The organism is Lysinibacillus cavernae (genome assembly GCF_009724685.1).
Taxonomy (GTDB): domain Bacteria; phylum Bacillota; class Bacilli; order Bacillales_A; family Planococcaceae; genus Lysinibacillus; species Lysinibacillus cavernae.
In genome coordinates, this window is the sequence record NZ_WMEF01000004.1 from 74,829 (window position 1) to 94,198 (window position 19,370).

The 19,370-nt window shown below is 38.7% G+C and carries 15 protein-coding genes; 13 read left to right on the forward strand and 2 right to left on the reverse strand.

The genetic code is table 11. The features are described 5' to 3' along the window. Positions 1-88: 88 nt before the first annotated feature. From ftsE to GJU32_RS11025, 8 genes are all read left to right on the forward strand, one after another. Positions 89-775, forward strand: a complete 687-nt coding sequence (gene ftsE / locus GJU32_RS10990) for a cell division ATP-binding protein FtsE (RefSeq protein WP_155591998.1) — start codon at positions 89-91, stop codon at positions 773-775. Then, positions 765-1,649, forward strand: a complete 885-nt coding sequence (ftsX, locus tag GJU32_RS10995) for a permease-like cell division protein FtsX (protein ID WP_155591999.1) — start codon at positions 765-767, stop codon at positions 1,647-1,649. Before ftsE ends, ftsX begins: the two co-directional genes overlap by 11 nt. Positions 1,650-1,703: 54 nt before the next feature. Beyond that, the gene (locus GJU32_RS11000) at positions 1,704-3,014 is read left to right on the forward strand and encodes a murein hydrolase activator EnvC family protein (RefSeq protein WP_155592000.1); all 1,311 of its coding nucleotides are present in this window, start codon (positions 1,704-1,706) and stop codon (positions 3,012-3,014) included. 615 nt (positions 3,015-3,629) lie between these two features. Beyond that, positions 3,630-4,262 (forward strand): hypothetical protein, encoded by a 633-nt coding sequence (locus GJU32_RS11005; RefSeq protein ID WP_155592001.1) that lies wholly within the window; start codon positions 3,630-3,632, stop codon positions 4,260-4,262. Next, the gene (locus GJU32_RS11010; RefSeq protein ID WP_155592002.1) at positions 4,259-4,846 is read left to right on the forward strand and encodes a peroxiredoxin family protein; all 588 of its coding nucleotides are present in this window, start codon (positions 4,259-4,261) and stop codon (positions 4,844-4,846) included. The genes GJU32_RS11005 and GJU32_RS11010 overlap by 4 nt, the downstream gene beginning before the upstream one ends. 269 nt (positions 4,847-5,115) lie before the next feature. Continuing rightward, positions 5,116-6,558, forward strand: a complete 1,443-nt coding sequence (locus tag GJU32_RS11015; RefSeq protein WP_155592003.1) for a S41 family peptidase — start codon at positions 5,116-5,118, stop codon at positions 6,556-6,558. Positions 6,559-6,680: 122 nt separating this feature from the next. Next, positions 6,681-7,862 (forward strand): PDZ domain-containing protein, encoded by a 1,182-nt coding sequence (locus tag GJU32_RS11020; protein ID WP_155592004.1) that lies wholly within the window; start codon positions 6,681-6,683, stop codon positions 7,860-7,862. Beyond that, positions 7,862-8,083, forward strand: coding sequence for a DUF2198 family protein (locus tag GJU32_RS11025; protein WP_155592005.1), 222 nt, complete (start codon positions 7,862-7,864; stop codon positions 8,081-8,083). The genes GJU32_RS11020 and GJU32_RS11025 overlap by 1 nt, the downstream gene beginning before the upstream one ends. Positions 8,084-8,113: 30 nt before the next feature. Here the strand turns inward: GJU32_RS11025 and GJU32_RS11030 are convergent, their stop codons facing one another. Together GJU32_RS11030 and GJU32_RS11035 are read right to left on the reverse strand one after the other, a co-directional pair. Next, entirely contained in the window at positions 8,114-8,440 is a 327-nt protein-coding gene (locus tag GJU32_RS11030; RefSeq protein ID WP_155592006.1) for an AzlD domain-containing protein, read from the reverse strand. Beyond that, positions 8,437-9,171 carry an AzlC family ABC transporter permease gene (locus GJU32_RS11035; protein ID WP_155592007.1) on the reverse strand — a complete coding sequence of 245 codons (735 nt, stop codon included), beginning with the start codon at positions 9,169-9,171 and terminating at the stop codon, positions 8,437-8,439. Before GJU32_RS11035 ends, GJU32_RS11030 begins: the two co-directional genes overlap by 4 nt. 125 nt (positions 9,172-9,296) lie before the next feature. Between GJU32_RS11035 and GJU32_RS11040 the strand changes: the two genes are divergently transcribed. The 5 genes from GJU32_RS11040 (at position 9,297) to GJU32_RS11060 (ending at position 19,369) form a co-directional block, all read left to right on the forward strand. Beyond that, positions 9,297-9,848, forward strand: a complete 552-nt coding sequence (locus GJU32_RS11040; protein WP_155592008.1) for a helix-turn-helix domain-containing protein — start codon at positions 9,297-9,299, stop codon at positions 9,846-9,848. 11 nt (positions 9,849-9,859) lie between these two features. Further along, on the forward strand, positions 9,860-10,498 hold the full coding sequence (locus GJU32_RS11045) for a TVP38/TMEM64 family protein (RefSeq protein WP_196426665.1): 639 nt from the start codon (positions 9,860-9,862) through the stop codon (positions 10,496-10,498). A 390-nt stretch (positions 10,499-10,888) separates the two neighbouring features. Beyond that, positions 10,889-14,398 carry a helicase-exonuclease AddAB subunit AddB gene (addB, locus tag GJU32_RS11050; protein WP_155592010.1) on the forward strand — a complete coding sequence of 1,170 codons (3,510 nt, stop codon included), beginning with the start codon at positions 10,889-10,891 and terminating at the stop codon, positions 14,396-14,398. A 1-nt stretch (position 14,399) separates the two neighbouring features. After that, positions 14,400-18,116: a helicase-exonuclease AddAB subunit AddA gene (gene addA, locus GJU32_RS11055; protein ID WP_155592011.1), complete on the forward strand. Its 3,717-nt coding sequence runs from the start codon at positions 14,400-14,402 to the stop codon at positions 18,114-18,116. Between the two features lie 86 nt (positions 18,117-18,202). Continuing rightward, a complete protein-coding gene (locus tag GJU32_RS11060) occupies positions 18,203-19,369 on the forward strand; it encodes a DUF418 domain-containing protein (RefSeq protein ID WP_155592012.1) in 1,167 nt (388 codons plus the stop codon). The last annotated feature ends 1 nt before the right edge of the window (position 19,370 follow it).

The following is a 19,370-nucleotide window of genomic DNA, read 5'->3' on the forward strand; positions in this document are numbered from 1 at the left end:
TGAAACTGTAATAAAAAAACAGAAATAGAGTGCTATAATAGTAAAAGAAATACCTCTTACATAGATGAGAGTTTTAGGTGGTTTAATCATGATAGAAATGAAAAATGTGACAAAGAAATATCCAAACGGTGTTGTTGCGACAAATGGTATTTCCGTTAATATAAAGCAAGGCGAATTTGTGTATGTAGTTGGTCCAAGTGGTGCAGGTAAATCTACGTTTATTAAATTGATGTACCGTGAAGAAAAGGCAACATCAGGACAAATTATTGTCAATGGTATAGATTTAGCAACATTAAAAAATAAAAAGGTCCCTTTTTTGCGCCGTCAACTTGGCGTTGTTTTCCAAGATTTCAAATTGCTACCTCGTTTGAATGTGTATGAGAACGTTGCGTTTGCGCTTGAAGTAATAGAGGAAAAGCCAGATGAAATCAGACGTCGTGTTATGGAAGTTTTAGAACTTGTGGGATTAAAACATAAAGCAAGAATGTTCCCAAATGAGCTTTCAGGGGGAGAACAGCAACGGGTGTCGATTGCACGTTCTATTGTCAATGTTCCAAAAGTGGTGATTGCAGATGAACCTACAGGGAACCTTGATCCTGAAACGTCATGGGAGATTATGAATTTATTTGAGGAAATCAATGCACGTGGAACAACCATTGTGATGGCAACTCACAACCGTGAAATTGTAAATACGCTAAGACGACGTGTTATCGCGATTGAAGGCGGCTTGATTGTTCGTGATGAACATGGAGGTGAATACGGCTATGAAATTTAGTACAGTAAAGCGCCACTTCCGTGAAAGTTTTAAATCACTTGGCCGAAATAGCTGGATGACCATTGCCTCTGTCAGTGCAGTAACAGTTACGCTTATACTAGTAGGCGTTTTTGCGCTTATTATGATGAATTTAAATAAAGTAGCAAGTGATTTAGAAAACGATGTCGAAATTAAAGTTTTAATTGATGAAACAGCAGATGAAGCTGCTGAAAAAGCTCTCATTGAAAAAGTCAAAAAATTGCCTGGGGTCTCTGAGATGAGTTACTCCACTAAGGAAGATGAGCTAACCAAGTTAGTTAAAGATTTTGGCGATGATTTTAAGCTATTTGAACAAAGTAACCCTTTACGTAATGTTATTTATGTAAAAGCTGCTGATCCACAGCAAACAGCAAAAGTTGCTAAAGCGATTGATAAATATGAGTATACATATGACGTAATGTATGGCGAAGGAAAAGTTGAAAAACTATTTAACTTCTTAAATATTAGTCGTAATGTAGGAATCGTGCTTATTTTAGGGTTATTATTTACTGCGATTTTCTTAATTTCGAATACTATTCGAATTACGATCATTGCTCGTCGAGATGAAATAGAAATTATGAAACTTGTAGGGGCCACGAATTCATTCGTGCGTATTCCATTCCTATTGGAAGGTATGTGGCTCGGAATTTTAGGTTCAATTATTCCGATTGCGGTTGTCACAACCCTTTACCACAATATATATAAAATTATTGCACCGCGTTTACAAGGTGAGCTTATTCAATTACTTGATTTTTCTCCATTGGTGTATCAGGTGAGCGGTCTTCTGCTACTCATTGGTGTGCTTATCGGTATTTGGGGAAGCTTCATGTCAGTGCGCAAGTTTTTAAAAATTTAGTCATAACGGATAGTTATGATGAAGAAAATGAATAGTCGAAGGGGAGTTCAATCGGTGAAAAGTAAGGCGAAAAACACATTGAAAACACTTGCAGCAGCATCTGCTCTAATTCTTTTTATCCAAACTCCATCAGCATATGCAACAAGTTTATCGGATTTAAAAGAAGAAAAGAAACAAATTGAAACAAAGAAAAATGATTTAAATTCTTCCATCAGTAATAAGTCAAATGCAATTACTGCTAATCAAGACAAGCAACAAAAAATCTTAGATCAAATTCAAGCATTAAACGCTGAAATCGACAAAACCAATAGTAATATTAAAAATGTACAAGCTGAAATTCATACAACAAATGAAGAAATAAAAAAATTAGAAGAGTCTATTAAAGAACTTCTTCATAAAATTGAAGAACGCGATTTATTATTACAAGAACGTGCACGTGCGATTCAAGCGGGTGGCTCTGTTAGTTATTTAGATGTGTTGCTTGGTTCTAATAGTTTTGTAGACTTCATTGATCGATTCTCTGCAGTCAACGCATTGTTGGAAGCAGATCGTCAAATTATTCAAGACCAAAAAAATGATAAACAAAAATTAGAAGAACAAAAGCAAGCTGTAGAAGAAAAACGTCAAAAATTGGAAGATAAAAAAGCGGAGCTTGAACGATTAAAAGCTTCATTAGGTAGCCAAAAAGCTGAGAAAAATAAATTAGTCGACCAATTAGAAAAAGAACAAGAAAAGCTGAAATCTGAAAAAGTATTACTTGAAAAAGAGTACTCAGAAGCATTGGATCTAAGTCAGGATTTACAAGATCAAATCATTGCTGAACAAAATCGTTTAGCTGAAATTGCTCGTCAACAAGAAGCAAAACGTAAAGCAGCCGCGGCGGCAGCGGCCGCTGCTGCAGCAAACAATGGTGGTGGCGGTTATTCTGGTGGCACAGTCAATGCACCGCAATCAAATGGGACTTGGATTAAACCAACGAATGGTCGCTTAACATCACCTTATGGCTGGCGTAATCTTGGGGCTGGTCCTGAATTCCATTATGGTGTGGACCTTGCAAATGCAACGGGGACACCAATTTGGGCGGCATCGGATGGTGTAGTTTCCTACGCAGCACCACTTAGTTCTTATGGTAATGTTGTCATTTTGACGCACTCCATCGATGGACAAATTTATACAACAGTTTATGCGCATTTAAGTGCATTTAATGTGAGCGTAGGACAAGAAGTATCACAAGGCCAGCAAATTGCAGCGATGGGTAGTACTGGTCGCTCTACTGGTCCTCACTTACACTTTGAAGTGCATATTGGAGCTTGGAGAGGACAAGCAGTGGGCAGCGTAAACCCTCTAAAATATATTCCATTGTAAAATATAAAAGCTATACATTAGAGTTTTCTAGTGTATAGCTTTTACTATTTCATCTAATGATTCGCCACTGACCTGCTTATATATTTGGCCATTAATAGCCATCAAACCGTCTTCGAAAAACAGTATCTTTAACGTGTGGTCATAATAATATCCACCTGATAAATGCCATCATATTGACTAGTGCTTAAGGCTAAGCGCATTTCTTCTAATCGTGAATCATCTCGATTGATGATGGCGACCACTTTGAACTCCTTAGATGGTAATATTATTCAATATTTCTTCTTAAGTGAAAACTCTTTTACCAAGTTTTTCGTTCTATATTCTGAATACAGCACCAGTATACATATGCCAAGAAAAATAGTAGTGATGACTAATATTAGTCGCTTTGAGAACAAAACTTCTCCTCATTCTTTTTCATTGTTTTACTAAATATTCCAATTAAAGTTTCATTGCTATTATAAGATTCTATTTAATGTTATGATGAATATATACATAGTGGGGTATTTTTAACGGGTTTTAGTTTCTGAAGATTTTCTGAATATGGTGTGAATTACTCTTTTTATTAAAAGGTTCTATGCTATGCTGTATCTATCTTTCGGAGGAGGATTTGTTAGAGTGATTAATACAGAGTGGTACTCAATCCGAGCACTAACTTTACCAGCAACTGCAGTTGCTTTACTTGTTACTTTTTTTATTGTGTGGCTTATTCTACGCTTACAATTTTCAAAAAAATGGTCTACCGTATATAGTGACGTCGTTTTCACGTTTATCATTGTGTGGAAACTAAGCTTGCTTATGACTGATTTCAAGGCTGTTGTGGCCCAACCAATTTCTTTGTTGTATTTCAATGGAGGAACAATTGGCGTTTTTCTTGCTGTCATTGTAGCATCTTTGCAAGTATGGTGGAAGCGACAAAAGCTGCAGTTTGATGAAACAGGCATGATCGCATGTTGCTGGGCCATTATTTTAACGCAATCCATTTATCAAATGCTTGTCGTGCTACTCAATAACAACACTACATCGAGTGAAGTTATTACATTAGTTGTGCTAAGTGTATTAACACTCTTCATATTATGGAAACTAGCAAGAGTTAAACACGCATTATTACTTTATACAGTTGGTTACATAATAATGACCTTATTTCAGCCGCTAGGTGTAAGGCAAACGGCTGTGGGTGTTAGTCTATTATTACTTTGTTTAGTAGTAGCTATTCAACATAAAAGAATCGATATGGGAGGTAAAGAATGAAAAAAAATATTGGGTTACTGATTGTCGTGCTTTTAGTAGTTGCGATGATTGGCACATATGTGAAACAGCAAATTGATGAAGATCGTGCAATTGAAAAGTCTTCCCTTGGTAAGGACATGGAAAAACGGGAAGTCGGCTTAGGAAATGGTGATACACCGCCTGATTTTACTTTAACGAGCTTAGATGGGGAAGACATCACTTTAAGCGATCTTCGTGGAAAAAAGGTTGTGTTGAATTTCTGGGCGACATGGTGTCCACCTTGTAAGGCCGAAATGCCACATATGCAAAGTTTCTACGATGAGTATGCCAAAGAGAAAAATGTTGAAATCGTAGCTGTTAATTTAACATCAGCTGAACGTGATGTGACAGCTGATGCCAAAGTAGATACAGTGATGACATTCAGAGATAGCTTTGAGCTAACATTCCCAATTCTACTGGACCCAGAAAATTCAGCTGGCTCTGATTATCAAATCATCACCATTCCAACGACTTATTTCATTGACACCAACGGCTATATTCAGCGCGCCATCAGAGGACCAATGGATGTTGATATGTTAAATGATTATGTAGATGCATTAGATTAATTCATAAAAAATCAGCTCGTTTTCTATAGTAGAAAACGAGCTGATTTTTTTATTTTAATTAAAAGCTAAGAATACCCGCGGAGCAAGGAGAAATACCCGCGGAGCAAGGAGAAATACCCGCGAAGCAAGGAGAAATACCTGCGGAGCAAGGAAAAATACCCACTGAGCAACGAGCAAAGCGAAATATTCTCTTTTCATAAATTTGAAAGGTAATCTTGTATGTTTGAAAAAATAGAGTCATACAGTAAAAGAGACGGAGGAGGGAAGATTTGCGCAAATTAACGGCCGGTGTCGGGGTCCTACTTAGTAGTTTAGTGGTAGGTAGTGGTATTTACTTTGATTGGTTTAATATTGGCGATAAAAAAGAGCCTGTTATGGAGGTTGATACAATTGATGAGGCCATGACAATCATTGAAGAAAAATCAGTATACAGCACAAAAAAGGATGCATTGGTGGAGGGGGCTCTTCGTGGTATGGCTGATGCCATTAAAGATCCTTACAGTACCTATTACTCCAAGGAAGAGGCCGAGCAACATCGGCAAATGCTGGCAGAGGAAAGAGTGGGTATTGGGATTGAACTAACAGAAAATAAAGGGAAATTTATTGTTGTGTCCCCTGTCCGTTCATCTCCAGCAGAGAAAGCAGGAATGCGTTCACTCGATGAAATTGTACAAGTTGATGGCGTTCGTGTAGATGGGAAAACGATGAGTGAATTAATGCACTTAATTCAGGGAGAAAAGGGGACGAAAGTTACTATCGTCGTTTACCGTCCGAGTGAGGATAAGCATATTAAGATGACGATGGAACGAGCTGCTATCTCCAATAAAACTGTATCAAGTGAGGTTGTAAAGGTAGAAGATACAGCAATTGGCTATGTGGCTATCTCGCTATTTGGTGAAAAAACGGCCAATGAATGGGTTGCTGAAACGAGTAAATTGCTTCGTAAAGATGTTGAAGGAATTGTGATTGATGTACGTGATAATCCAGGTGGTTATTTACATAGCGTCGCAGCGCTACTGAGCACGGTATTGGACAATGGCAAGGTATTTGCATATATGCAAAATGCGGAAGGTGCTATGGAACCATTAAAAACGCAAACAAAAGGTTTTGATGAAAAATATTTAGAAACGATGAACAAAATTCCAATCGTTGTCTTACAAAACCAAGGTAGTGCTTCTGCTAGTGAAGTATTGAGCGGTGCTTTAAAGGGCTGGGGACGTGCTTCATTGGTTGGTGTCAAGAGCTTTGGGAAAGGAACCGTACAGGAATCTTGGGAGCTTTCAAATGGTGGGGAGCTTAAATTATCAACAAATAAATGGCTTACACCAAAACGTGAATGGATTCATGGGCAAGGTATTGAGGCAAGTTTAGTAATTGAGCAAAATGAATTATTTGCTTTTCAGCTGCATCCACTGACAGGTAAATTTAAAGTGGGGGATATGAGTGAGGAAATTTCTTATTCACAAAATGCCTTACAGAAACTAGGCTACCAAATTGATCGTTTGGATGGCTATTTGGATGATACGACGGCAGAGGCTGTTAGTCTTTACCGTAAACAGAAAAAATTAAAACGAGCAGAAGATGAATTTTATATGGATACAACTTTCTTTAATAGTTTAAATGAAACATTAAAAAATTATAAAGTTGATCGTCAAAATGACCAGCAATTCCAAATGGCCACTAGTTTTTTACTGCACACGATTGAACAGTAAAATCCATAACAAGAACAAAAATACCATAATACAAAGCTTTCTATGAGTTTGTACTACGCAAGAGTGTAGTCGTTTGATACAATAAATTCATAGTATTCAAGATAGAAATGGCGGGTGTTCGTATGGTTAGTGATATATTATTAGAATTTGTAACAGCGATTGGCCGCTTTTTACTCAACCCATTACTGTATATAGTCATAATATTTGCTATTTTATTAGGTTATCGTCGTGTGAAACAGGAGCGTAAATATTTTAATAGACGGATTATTTGGGGCTGGACGGAGTTAATCGGACAATGGAAAGATGGGTGGCTTTATGCACTGATCATTTCTATTATTAGTATCGTTGCAGGGCTTACCGTACCGAAAGTATTTTTAATCATTTTAATAGCAGTTTCTATAGTAGCACTTGTATTGCATTTTATGCATGCATTGTCACCCATTCTGACAATGGGCATAGCAACACTAGCGATATGGGCTATGTCTTATTACAATTGGACATTTTCTTGGTGGAAAATTTCCTTAGAAGGTGTCAATTTAGTGGATGGAGCAATCGTTACGATAACCATTCTAGCGGGCATCTGTGTCATTGCGGAAGGGTTATTAATTCGACGTGCAGCGATGAAGGTGACAACTCCTAGTATTGAAAAAACGAAACGAGGAATGCAGGCAATTGTTTATCGCTCAAGAAATGTATGGGTATTACCGATTTTCTTTATCATGCCTGGTGATGCTATTTCTGCTGTATTACCGTATTGGCCACTGTTTACAATAGGAGATAATAGCTTCGCACTCGTGTTGTTTCCTCTCGTAATTGGCTTTGTCAAGCTGACACGAAAGGAACTACCATCATTAAAATTACCTAAAATTGGGCGATCTGTTCTGTTACTTGGACAGCTTATTTTAATAGGGGGGCTGGCTGCCTACTTTGAGCCATTGATTGGATTTATCACACTTGCCCTTGGCGCAATTATTCGTATTATCATCTCTATCTACTTTGCACAGCAGGATAAAACAGATCATTATGCGGTAGCACCAAGTACAAAGGGTGCCATTATCGCAGCTGTTCTCCCTGATTCACCAGCTGAAAAAATGGGCTTGCTTGCAGGAGAATGTATTCGTAAAGTAAATGGTGTGTCTATTTTTACGGAAAATGAATTATATGAAGCACTGCAATTAAATGCAGCTCATTGTCGCCTTGAAGTGTTAGACAGAAACAATGAAATTCGTTTAACACAGCATGTTATTTATAGCAATGATCATTACCGCATTGGCTTATTACTAGCTGAGCCGAGGGAAATATAATGGATGTTTTCGGGAAAATGATATTAGCGTTATTTATACCAGCTCTACTGGTGTTATTGTTTACAAGAATTACGTATAACCGCTATGTTGCACTGTTATTAGCGATTGCGCTTATCGCTGCTTCTGTCTACGCAGGTTATACATCCCCATCTATTATTTTTGTAATCGATGCATTTTCGTTAACAGTAGGTTTTTGGTTAGCAAGTAAAATGAAGAAATAAAAAAGGTCAGTTCCCAGGGGACTGACTTTTTTACATTAAAAATCGAACAGCTGCCATAATGATTACTCCTGCAACTACTGTAATCGATAAACTTTTTGTGACAATGGCAATAATAAGTGTTGGCACAAATGTAACAAAAGCTGGCCAATCAAGTGTCACTACTTTGCCGCTATCTGTATCTAATAAGTTTTCAATAACAAGAGCACTTAATATACAAACAGGAATAAAACTGAGCCATTTTAGTACAACATCAGGGAGTGTTACACTACGAACAAAAATAAATGGAATGACACGCGGTAACCATGTAACAAGTGCGCAGCCAATAATAAGCCAGACCATATATGAAGTTGTCGTCATTTATCAGTCACCACCCCAATTGTTGCTACAATTACTGTTGCCAATAGCACAGCCACATGTGAAGGAACAATATAAGAAAGACCGTACATAATAACCGCCATATAGCCGATTAACTTGATATAATGCATGATTTTACTTTTGCCAATACTGCTCAATTGTAGAACTAAAAGCGCGATAAACATAGCGATTAAAGCAAAATCTAAGCCCCATTTTTCAGGATTTGCTACCCACTGACCTAAAAAGGCACCAGTAATACAGGAAAGAATCCAGAAAGTATAGGCTGTTATGTTTAGCCCATCCATCCATTTACCGTATAATTTACCTGTTTGCATTTGCTTTGTTACGGCTACACCAAAGGTTTCATCTGTTAATAATGTACCGAAGCCAACATTTCTTAGCATGGAGTAGCGCGTAAAATGAGGTGCTAATGTTAAACTCATTAATAAATGGCGTAGATTAACTACAAAAATGGTTACAATGATAGCAGAAGCTGGGCTACTCGTTAAAAGAAGCGCACAAAAAATAAATTGTGCAGAGCCTGCGTAAATAAGTATCGTTAAAAGTGCGATTTCAAGTACAGATAATCCTGAAGCGGAACCTACAACACCGAATGCAAGTCCTATACTAATATAACCGAGTAAAGTAGGTACACAATCTTTCACACCTTGTAAAAAGCTGTCGTTAGAAGAGCTTGTTGCATCATTATTATGAAGCTCTGTTGTACTTGTCATAAATAGGTCATCCTTTCACGATAATTTCCGTGTATACTATTGATGGAATTGTTTGATAGTTCTTGATGTTTATTAAAGTATACATATGTCTGATAAAATAAACAATAGAAATTTGGTGAGCAAAAATGGAACAAATGAGCCGAAATTTAGCATTTCAATTAAAGAAAATTAGACAGCAACGTCATTTAAGCCTTGATGATGTGGCCAAAGCGACGGGAGTTAGTAAGGCACAACTCGCTCAAATTGAAAAAGGTGAGGCTAATCCTACCGTTTCGACCATTTGGAAAATTGCAGCTGGTATGCGCATGTCATTTTCTTCATTACTTCAACCGCCAACTGCCCATTACATGCGATATAGTAGCAAGGATGTTCCGCATGTTGATGAGGATGAGGGACGCTACCGTGTCTACTCAATTATTCCATACAATCCTGAGCGAGGCTGGGAATTCTACAAGGTTGAAATGGAACCAGGAGCTGTAAGCAGGAGTGAAGCCCATACAGAAGGGGTAGAGGAAACTGTAATGGTTATCAAGGGACAAGCTATTATTTCTGCGGGAGATATGCATGAATTACTGGATGAAGGGGATACACTAGTATTCTCGGGGCATCAACCCCATGAATATCGCAATACGTCAGAAGGGTTAACAATTTTTCATTTAATTTTGCAGTATAAATAGAGGTGTCGATGTTGAGTGAATGGTTTACTGTAGAAAATATTGAACAGGTTGCGGCACAGTATCGAACACTTGGCCCAATCATTGGTTTACTGCTACCATTTTTAGAAGCGTTTTTACCCTTCCTACCTTTAGTTGTGTTTGTTGTAGCCAATGCAAGTGCATTTGGTTTATGGTTAGGATTTTTATTATCTTGGTTAGGTTCTGTAGCTGGCTCCTATGCAGTATTCTTGCTTGTCCGCCATTTCGGCAAGCATCCAAAGCTACGATTTTTAACAGGCAGTAAAAAAGTACAGAAACTTATTAAATGGGTGGATATGAATGGCATTAGTCCTCTTTTTGTCCTTTTATGCTTCCCATTTACACCATCTGTTATTGTGAATATTGTAGCGGGATTGTCCCATATTCATAAAAAGTTTTACTTAGTAGTATTACTGGCAGGGAAGTTCGTCATGATCTTAGGTATGAGTGTGTTGGGCTATGATTTAAAATCGTTATTGACAAGCCCTGTTAGATTGGTGATTGCGGCTGTTGCCATTGTTATTTTATGGTGGGTTGGCAAGCTGATAGAGAAACGATTGAACGCCCGTGTAGAAAGAGATTTAAAGCAAGCGCGAAATTTGACGAAAAACCAGGATCACCATGTAAGATAACCTATTTTGTAGCCTCTTTGATGATCATCTGAAGAGGCTGTTTTTTTTGTGTAATGAAATCACCCTTATTTATCTGAAGATGAAGGTTGATAGATAGTATTTACTAGTTATTTTCGATAGAATTTAAAATAGAGAATTGAAGATGCTTTATTGGGATTGCATAGAGAAGATATTCATTCGACGAAGGGATTCGAAAGTGATAAATTCACAGAAAGAAACATTCAAAAGGATTGAAAGTAATCAATCAGGTGAGAGAACTGTTCAAAAGAAATGAAAAGCAATCAATCTAGCGAAAGAATCGCTAAAGTAACAGAACAAAGTGGTTATTAAACAAAAGAATCACTCAAACATAAGAGAAAAGAAAGCAAGTCAATGAGGAGGGGAAAGGATATGACATTGCGTATTGTCTCGGGACGTTCGGGAACAGGGAAATCGGCATTTATTCATCAAGAAATTGTTGAGCAACTTAAGACGGAACCGTTGGGGCATCCTATTTTCATTATTGTACCTGACCAGATGTCTTATTCTACGGAATATGAGCTGACGAATAAGCATGGCTTACAAGGCTTGATTCGAGCGCAAGTGATGACGTTTAAGCGTTTAGCATGGCTGGTCTTACAGGAGACAGGTGGTATTGCTCGGAAAGAAGTGAATGGCTATGGTTACCGAATGTTAATCCGTAAACTTTTGGAGGAACAAAAAAGTGAGTTTTCCTTATTTCGACAAGCAGCTGGAAAACGTGGCTTTACGGAGGAAATCGAAACTCTTTTAAAAGAATTTAGTCGCTATAGCGTGAATAGTTCAGTCTTAGCAGAGGTATCGGAGTCCTTGAAGTCGATTGATGCCCCAAATACTTTACAAGCCAAAACGAATGATTTGCATGTTGTTTTGCAGGCATTAGAGGAACGACTTGGTACGACATATGTCGATAGTGAGGGCTATTATCCGATTTTAACGGAGCAATTGAAGTATGCAGAAACAATGAAGCAAGCAACCATTTATATTGATGGTTTCACAGCCTTCACAGTCCGAGAGTTAGAATTGGCTCGGGAGTTGGTAAAGGTAACGAAGCAAGTAACCATTGTTCTTCCTTTTGAACATATGGATGAAGCCTTTGATGAACAGGCTCTATTTCATGAGGCGGCCTTAACGAATCAAAGACTGCACGATATGGCAAATGAAGAGGGCATTGAAGTTGAGCCACCAATACATTTTTATAATACAAGGAGATTTCACTCGGAAGATTTACAGCATGTGGAGGCGAGATTTGGTGATTTGGTGCCTCAAACGAAAAAAACTTCAGGAGATGTAGGGGTGTTTGAAGCATCTAATTGTCGAGCAGAAGTACATGCGATTGCCCGGGAAATAACAAAGCTGACAAGGGAAGACGGTTATCGTTATCAGGATATTGTACTTTTGTATAGACAGGCTGAACTCTATGACCCACTCATTACAAGTATTTTCCAACAATATGAAATTCCTATTTTTACAAATACAAAAAAGACAATGTTACATCATCCATTAATAGAGCTAAGTCGTTCTGCATTGGAGGTCATGACGTCTAATTGGAAGTATGAACCTATTTTTCGTAGTGTGAAAACAGATTTATTTTTCCCATTACAGGCAGAGCTGACGATTTGGCGTGAGCGAGCAGATCGATTAGAAAACTACTGCCTTGCTCAAGGAATCTATGGTGAACGTTGGTTTGAGGAGCCGCGTTGGTTTTATAAAAAGTATCGTGGACTTGAATTTCATTCGCGTGTACAAACAGATGAAGAACGTGCAATGCAGGCAGAAATCGAGGCTATTCGAGATGAAATCCGCCAACCGTTAAAAATTTTACAAGACAATCTTGATAGAGCGAAAACAGGTAGGGATATTGCGACTTCTTTATTTGAGCTAGTAGAGTCGTTACAGGTTTATGACAAGCTCCAAGCAATGAAAGATCGTGAACTTGAACGAGGGGACGCATTAGCAGCGAGTGAACATGATCAGGCTTGGAATGAGTGGATTGCTGTCCTTGATCAATTTGTCTTTATGTTTGGTGAACAGGAGATGTCTGTAGAGGAAGCAGCCAAAATTCTTGATGAAGGTTTTGATACATTAGAATTTTCTCGAATTCCACCTACTTTAGATGAGGTCATGGTTGCTACTGTTGATTTAGCTCGATTATCCAATATCAAAGTTGCTTTTGTTGTAGGGATGAATGATGGTGTTTATCCAACTCGAATGGAATATGAGGGTTTATTGTCAGATACAGAACGTGAATGGTTTAGTCAAATTGGTTATGAGCTGGCCCCAACCTCTACCAATCGTTTATTACAGGAAAATTTCTTATTTTATCGTGCTATTACGACACCTTCTCATAAGCTTTATTTGACGTATCCTACAGCAGATGAAGAGGGCAAGGCATTGCTATCTTCACTATATATAAAGAAAATGGTTGGCAATGACAAAACGACTGGTCTATTAAATGACGTCACTATAGAGAGAGTGGTCATCGATCCGATTGAATTACTCGATGGAGATGTTTTACCATATCTACGTCATCCAGGTACAGCTTTAGCCCATCTAATGGTGCAACTACGTCAGGCAGAGCATAGCCGTGAACTAGCACCAGTGTGGCTCTCATTACAAAAATTTTATAAACAAGATCCCTATTGGGCGCTCATTTTTGAGCGTGTTCTCTATCCGATTACACATAAAAATGCGGCTGAGCCACTTGAAACCTATATTACTCAAGAATTATATGGTCAAAAGTTAACATCAAGTGTTTCACGAATTGAGAAATACTTCAGATGCCCATTTTCCCATTTCACTACGTATGGTTTACGTTTAGAAGAACGAGCTGAGTATCGTTTGGAAACCTTTGCGATGGGTGATTTATTCCATGAAGCTTTAAAGTGGATTACAGAGGAAACACACCGTCTACAGTTATCATGGATTCGTTTAACTAAACAGCAAATTAAACAATTAGCACGACAAGCAGTAGAACAAATTGTTCCTGTTTTCTCGCATCAAATCTTATTATCTAGTGCCCGTTACCGCTATATTCAGCGTAAGCTAATTCGTATTGTCGAACGTACGATGACTGCATTGACTCAGCATGCCAATGTATCTCATTTTAAACCCATTGCTATTGAGGCATCGTTTGGTCCTGGGCAACATGAACAGCTACCTCCACTTGAGATTGATTTGACTGGCGGTAAGAAAATGTTTATGCGAGGACGTATCGATAGAGTGGATAGTGCAACGATAGATGATCGCTCCTATTTGCGGATTGTTGACTATAAATCATCAGCTCGCGATCTTGATTTAAATGAGGTGTATTATGGGTTGTCCTTACAAGTCCTTACTTATTTAGATGTGGCGATGGAAAATAGCTCTTATTGGCTACCAGGTCAAACGGAGCCAGCAGGTGTACTATACGTCCATGTCCACAATCCAATGCTAAAACTAGATAAGGATTTGACGGATAGTGAAATAGAAGAGGATCGTTTAAAGCAGTATAAGATGAAGGGTCTACTGTCAGAAAATGCTGAGGCGATTCTTTCAATGGACGAGCAGTTAGAAGAAAGTAGCGGGCATTCAAAGATCATTCCTGTTTATATGAAAAAAGATGGGACACCATCTGAATCACAATCACGCATTGTCCCTGTGAATGATATGAAAAGGCTACAGCATTTCGTACGTCGTAAGCATCAGGAAGCAGGTAATGGTATCTTATCTGGTGATACGGCTATTAGTCCCTATAAATTAAAAGCAAAAACGGCATGTGATTATTGTCAATTTGCCGCCGTTTGTCAATTTGATCCATCTGATGGTAAACAAAGTTATCGTCAATTGATGCAAGCGAAGCCTAATGACATTGTTGATAAAATACGGAAGGAGGTAGAGTAGTATGGGACAAACAATTCCTGTAAAGCCAGCTGATGTCACATGGACAGATGATCAGTGGAAGGCGATTTATGCAGCTGGTCAAGATACGCTAGTATCTGCTGCGGCAGGGTCTGGGAAAACAGCGGTACTGATTAATCGTATGATTGAAAAAGTCATTGCTACCGAAAATCCCATCAATGTAGATGAGCTACTAGTGGTGACATTTACGAATGCTTCAGCAGCTGAAATGCGCCATCGTATGTCAGAGGCACTGGAAAAAGCTATTGCAGAAAATCCAACTTCTAATCATTTAAGGCGTCAGCTTAGTCTTGTTAATAAAGCGCAAATCTCAACACTGCATTCCTTCTGTTTATCAATCGTGAAGCAATATGCATACTTACTAGATATAGATCCAGGTTTTCGCATCGCTAATGAAGCAGAGATAGCCTTATTAAGAGATGATATTTTAGCAGATGTACTAGAAGATGCCTATGATTCTGAAGATGAAGCACGAGTACAAGCCATCTATCGTCTTGTTGATAGCTTTACTTCAGATCGTGATGATCAGGCCATCGAAACGTTGATAAGTAAACTTTATGATACCTCACGTGTACATGCAGAGCCTCAAAAATGGCTGTGGGGTCTTCCACAGGCATACAATTTAGCTGAGGATGTGGCGATTGACGATTTAGAGCTATCTCAATACGTCAAATTGACTGTTCGCCATAGTCTAGAAGAAGCCTTCGTGTTAATTTCAGAAATGCGGGCGATTACATTACAGCCAGACGGGCCTGCCCCTTATGCTGAAACGGCTGAGGTTGATTTTGCCATGATTCAAGAAGGGATTCGAATTAGTCAAAATGGTACATGGCAAGAGCTATTTGATTATTTTGCAACGGTTAAATGGTCTACATTAAAACGAGTATCCAAAGATGCTTTAGTAGATGTAGAACTTCAAGAGCTTGCGAAGAAAAAACGAGAAGCAGCCAAGAAAATAATGAATAAAATCAAAGATACCTATTTTGTTCGTACGCCAGCACGCCTATTAGAAGAAATACGCTTAATGGCACCTATGATTGCAACCTTAGTGGGATTGACAGCTATGTTTAGCGAACAGTTCCGATTAGCAAAGCTAGAACGAGGAATCATTGACTTTTCAGATTTAGAGCATTATGCTTTGCAAATTTTAACTGTAGAGGTAGATGGCAAGTTACAGCCGTCACCAGTTGCACTAGATATGGAAAAGCGATTTAAAGAAGTACTTGTGGATGAATATCAGGATACAAATATGCTACAGGAAACGATCTTACAGCTTGTCAAAACAGGTAAGGAGCAGGATGGCAACCTGTTTATGGTAGGGGACGTAAAACAAAGTATTTATCGCTTCCGTTTAGCAGAACCAAAGCTCTTTATGCGAAAATATAGTGATTTTTTGGAGACACCTGATGTAACGGGGATGCGAATTGATTTAAATGCTAACTTCCGAAGTCGAAAAGAAGTGTTGAATGCTACAAACTACGTATTTGCACAAATTATGGGAGAACGGGTTGGTGAAATTCTTTATGATGATAATGCGTCATTAAAGCCAGCAGCACCTTATGATGAAAAAGAGGTACCCGTTGAGCTTGTCGTGATGCATCCTCCACAGGAAGAGGAAATGACGGAAGAGCCTGAGGAAATGACCAATGAAGCTACTGAGCTAGAGGAATTGAAAAAATCACAATATGAGGCACGCTTTATCATTGATCGTATACGACAGATGATGGAAGATGGAACTACCGTTTATGATACGAAAACAAAGACAGAGCGACCATTAAAGTATAGTGATATTGTGATTTTAATGCGTTCTATGACATGGTCGACAGACTTAGTAGAAGAATTCAAGTTAGCAGGCATACCACTATATGCCGAGTCGTCTAAAGGCTATTTTGATGCGCTAGAAGTGATGATTATGTTAAATGTGCTCAAGGTGGTTGATAATCCCTATCAGGATATTCCATTAGCTTCTGTATTGCGTGCACCATTTGTTGGTTTAACAGAAAATGAGCTGGCGAAAATCCGTTTAGCAGATCAAAAGGTACCTTTCTATGATGCTTTACGCCAATTTATTCGAAGTGAAGGACATGGGGTGCAGACAGCTACGTTTGAGAAGCTTCAACGCTTCATGCTAGCTTTTGAAAATTGGCGAGATTTAGCACGTCGCGGATCATTGTCAGATTTAATTTGGAAAATCTATTTAGATACTCATTATTATGAAATGGTGGGTGCAATGCCAAATGGCAAGCAGCGTCAGGCGAATCTACGTATTTTACATGATCGAGCATTAATGTATGAGCAGACAGCCTTTCGTGGGCTATTCCGCTTTTTACGCTTTATCGATCGTATGCGCACACGTGGAGATGATTTAGGCAGTGCCAAATCAATTGGCGAAAAGGACGATGTTGTACGTCTTGTGACGATCCACTCTTCTAAGGGATTAGAATATCCAGTAGTCTTTGTCGCAGGAATGGGACGTCCGTTTAACAAGATGGATTTTCATCATCCTTATTTATTTGACCAAGATTTTGGACTAGCGGTAAAGGCCATTGACCCAGAAAATCGTATTACGTATACATCACTACCATTTTTAGCTTTGAAGGAGAAAAAGGAGCTTGAAATGCGTGCAGAGGAAATGCGTGTTTTATATGTAGCGATGACACGTGCAAAGGAACGTCTGATTTTAATAGGCTCTGTGAAGAATTGGGAGAAAACTCGCGACAACTGGCAGGATGTGCAAAGTCTACCGACAGATGCTCCTCTTCAAGAATACTTACGTGCTAGAGCAAATAGCTATTTCGACTGGGTAGGGCCAGCAGTGGCAAGGCACGCAGATTTTGCTACCGTAGCTACCACTTCATACAAGGGAGTGGAAGATCATTCTCAGTGGGTGGTACAGGTCGTTGATACACGACACTATTCATATGAAATACAATCATTGGACGAAGAAGTACAGCTATTGTTTGCAACGCCAGAGGATGAGGCATTACTATCAGAAATCACGACTCGCTTTCAGGCGCAGTATGCTTATCAAAAATCAACTAGAAAACGCTCCAAAACATCTGTTAGTGAAATTAAGCGTTTAGAAAATTTACAGCGTCAGGAGGAACCTGAATATTATTTTGCAACTCCAGCCAAGCAAAACGCTTCTTCAATTGCACCTAGACCATCTTTTTTACAGGAACAACAGTTAACAGGTGCTGAGATTGGAACAGCTATACACACAGTGATGCAGCATGTCCCACAGCGTGGATTTGGTGATATCAATGATGTAAAAGACTTTGTAGAGGATTTAGTAGCTAGGCAGCTTTTAACAGAGACAGAGGGAAAAGTGGTTCCAATAGCAAAAATTCTCCACTTCTTTGATACAGAAATTGGGCAACGCTTTAAACATGCAAAGCAAATACGTAGGGAAATGCCGTTTACCATTAGTAGAGTCGATGAGGATGGTGATGCTCAAATTGTGCAAGGGATTATCGATTGCTTATTTGAGGATGAATACGGCGATTGGGTCTTACTAGATTATAAGACTGACCGCATACTACCACCTTTTGCAAAGGAGCCTGCCTTGTCAAAGGAAATACTAGGTCGTTATGCTGTGCAAATTCGTGTTTATCGTGAGGCAATTGAATCGATTTTACACATCAAAGTGAGCGATAAAGTATTCTATTTATTCGATAATGAACAGACCGTACAGGCATAAAGGACTTGTTATGATAACAGCAGGGCAATGCCGTTTTTCGCTTGCTCTGCTAAAATCATAACTGCTAGTCAAGAGGAGGCTATTTTGTGGAGTTAAAACCGACAATGTTGCAGGAACGAATGGCAACATTAGATATTTTACGAGGCATTAGTTTAGTAGGCATTTTACTTGTAAATATGTATACCTTTTATTTGCCAATGCCGCATATTGATTTGGCATCGTGGTTTACAACACCATCCGATATCGTTTGGCAGAAAAATATAGATATTTATGTGCAAGGAAGCTTTTACCCACTTTTTGCTATGCTATTTGGTTATGGACTTGCTATGCAATGGCAGAAGGCTCAGAGTCGTGAACAAAATTTCTATACGCTAGGACTTCGTAGACTTTCCGTATTGTTTGCCTTCGGTTTTATACATGCCGTGCTTATTTGGTGGGGCGATATATTAATGATGTACGCATTTTGTGGCGTTTTTTTAGTGCTTTTGCTACGTCTGAGTCCCGTTTGGTTATTGGTTAGTGCATTGATCATTAATGGTTTAATGCAAGTTTTCATGCTAGTGATTGTAGGTATTATTAATTTTAATACGAAGGTTGATGATTATTTAGATATCGTATCTGTAGAGAAAGCAATTACGGCTTATGGTACGGGCAACTGGTTAGATGCCTTTATGCAACGCTTAACAGATTTATCTACGCAGGCAGGAATAGGGATGTGGTTTGCAGCACTATTCACTATTTTACCGTACATGTTAATTGGAGCAGCTGCATCAAAATGGCGTCTAGTGGAACGAGCTAAAGAGTTAAAGTGGCTATGGCTGACACTAGCGATCGCTGGATTAGTCATTGGTATAGGAGTCAAAAGTTTACCTATTATGTTTACACGAACATATTTATTAGATTATTTAAAGGTATACATAGGTGGTCCAATACTGGCAGTGGGCTATATTGGGGTCATTGTGTTACTTTGCTTAGTGCCAATTGTACCGAAACTGCTTAGTCCTTTTGCTAAAATTGGTCGTATGTCATTAACGATGTATATTCTTCAATCAATTTTAGGCACTTGTTTATTCTATCAATTTGGCTTTGGCTGGTACGGTAAAGTAACAGTGGAAACAGGGGTATTGATTGCTATCGGGATAATTGCTGTGCAAATGATCCTAGCAGAAATATGGTTATCAAAATGGAAACAAGGACCTTTAGAGGCAATATGGCGTAAATTAACCTATAAGAAAAAAGTGGAAGCACGTTAAT

Bases quoted from the DNA above. Each gene is read 5' to 3' on its own strand.
- ftsE (WP_155591998.1), top strand. From the start codon at position 89: ATGATAGAAATGAAAAATGTGACAAAGAAATATCCAAACGGTGTTGTT.
- ftsX (WP_155591999.1), top strand. From the start codon at position 765: ATGAAATTTAGTACAGTAAAGCGCCACTTCCGTGAAAGTTTTAAATCA.
- GJU32_RS11010 (WP_155592002.1), top strand. From the start codon at position 4,259: ATGAAAAAAAATATTGGGTTACTGATTGTCGTGCTTTTAGTAGTTGCG.
- GJU32_RS11020 (WP_155592004.1), top strand. From the start codon at position 6,681: ATGGTTAGTGATATATTATTAGAATTTGTAACAGCGATTGGCCGCTTT.
- GJU32_RS11025 (WP_155592005.1), top strand. From the start codon at position 7,862: ATGGATGTTTTCGGGAAAATGATATTAGCGTTATTTATACCAGCTCTA.
- GJU32_RS11030 (WP_155592006.1), bottom strand. From the start codon at position 8,440: ATGACGACAACTTCATATATGGTCTGGCTTATTATTGGCTGCGCACTT.
- GJU32_RS11035 (WP_155592007.1), bottom strand. From the start codon at position 9,171: ATGACAAGTACAACAGAGCTTCATAATAATGATGCAACAAGCTCTTCT.
- GJU32_RS11040 (WP_155592008.1), top strand. From the start codon at position 9,297: ATGGAACAAATGAGCCGAAATTTAGCATTTCAATTAAAGAAAATTAGA.
- addB (WP_155592010.1), top strand. From the start codon at position 10,889: ATGACATTGCGTATTGTCTCGGGACGTTCGGGAACAGGGAAATCGGCA.
- addA (WP_155592011.1), top strand. From the start codon at position 14,400: ATGGGACAAACAATTCCTGTAAAGCCAGCTGATGTCACATGGACAGAT.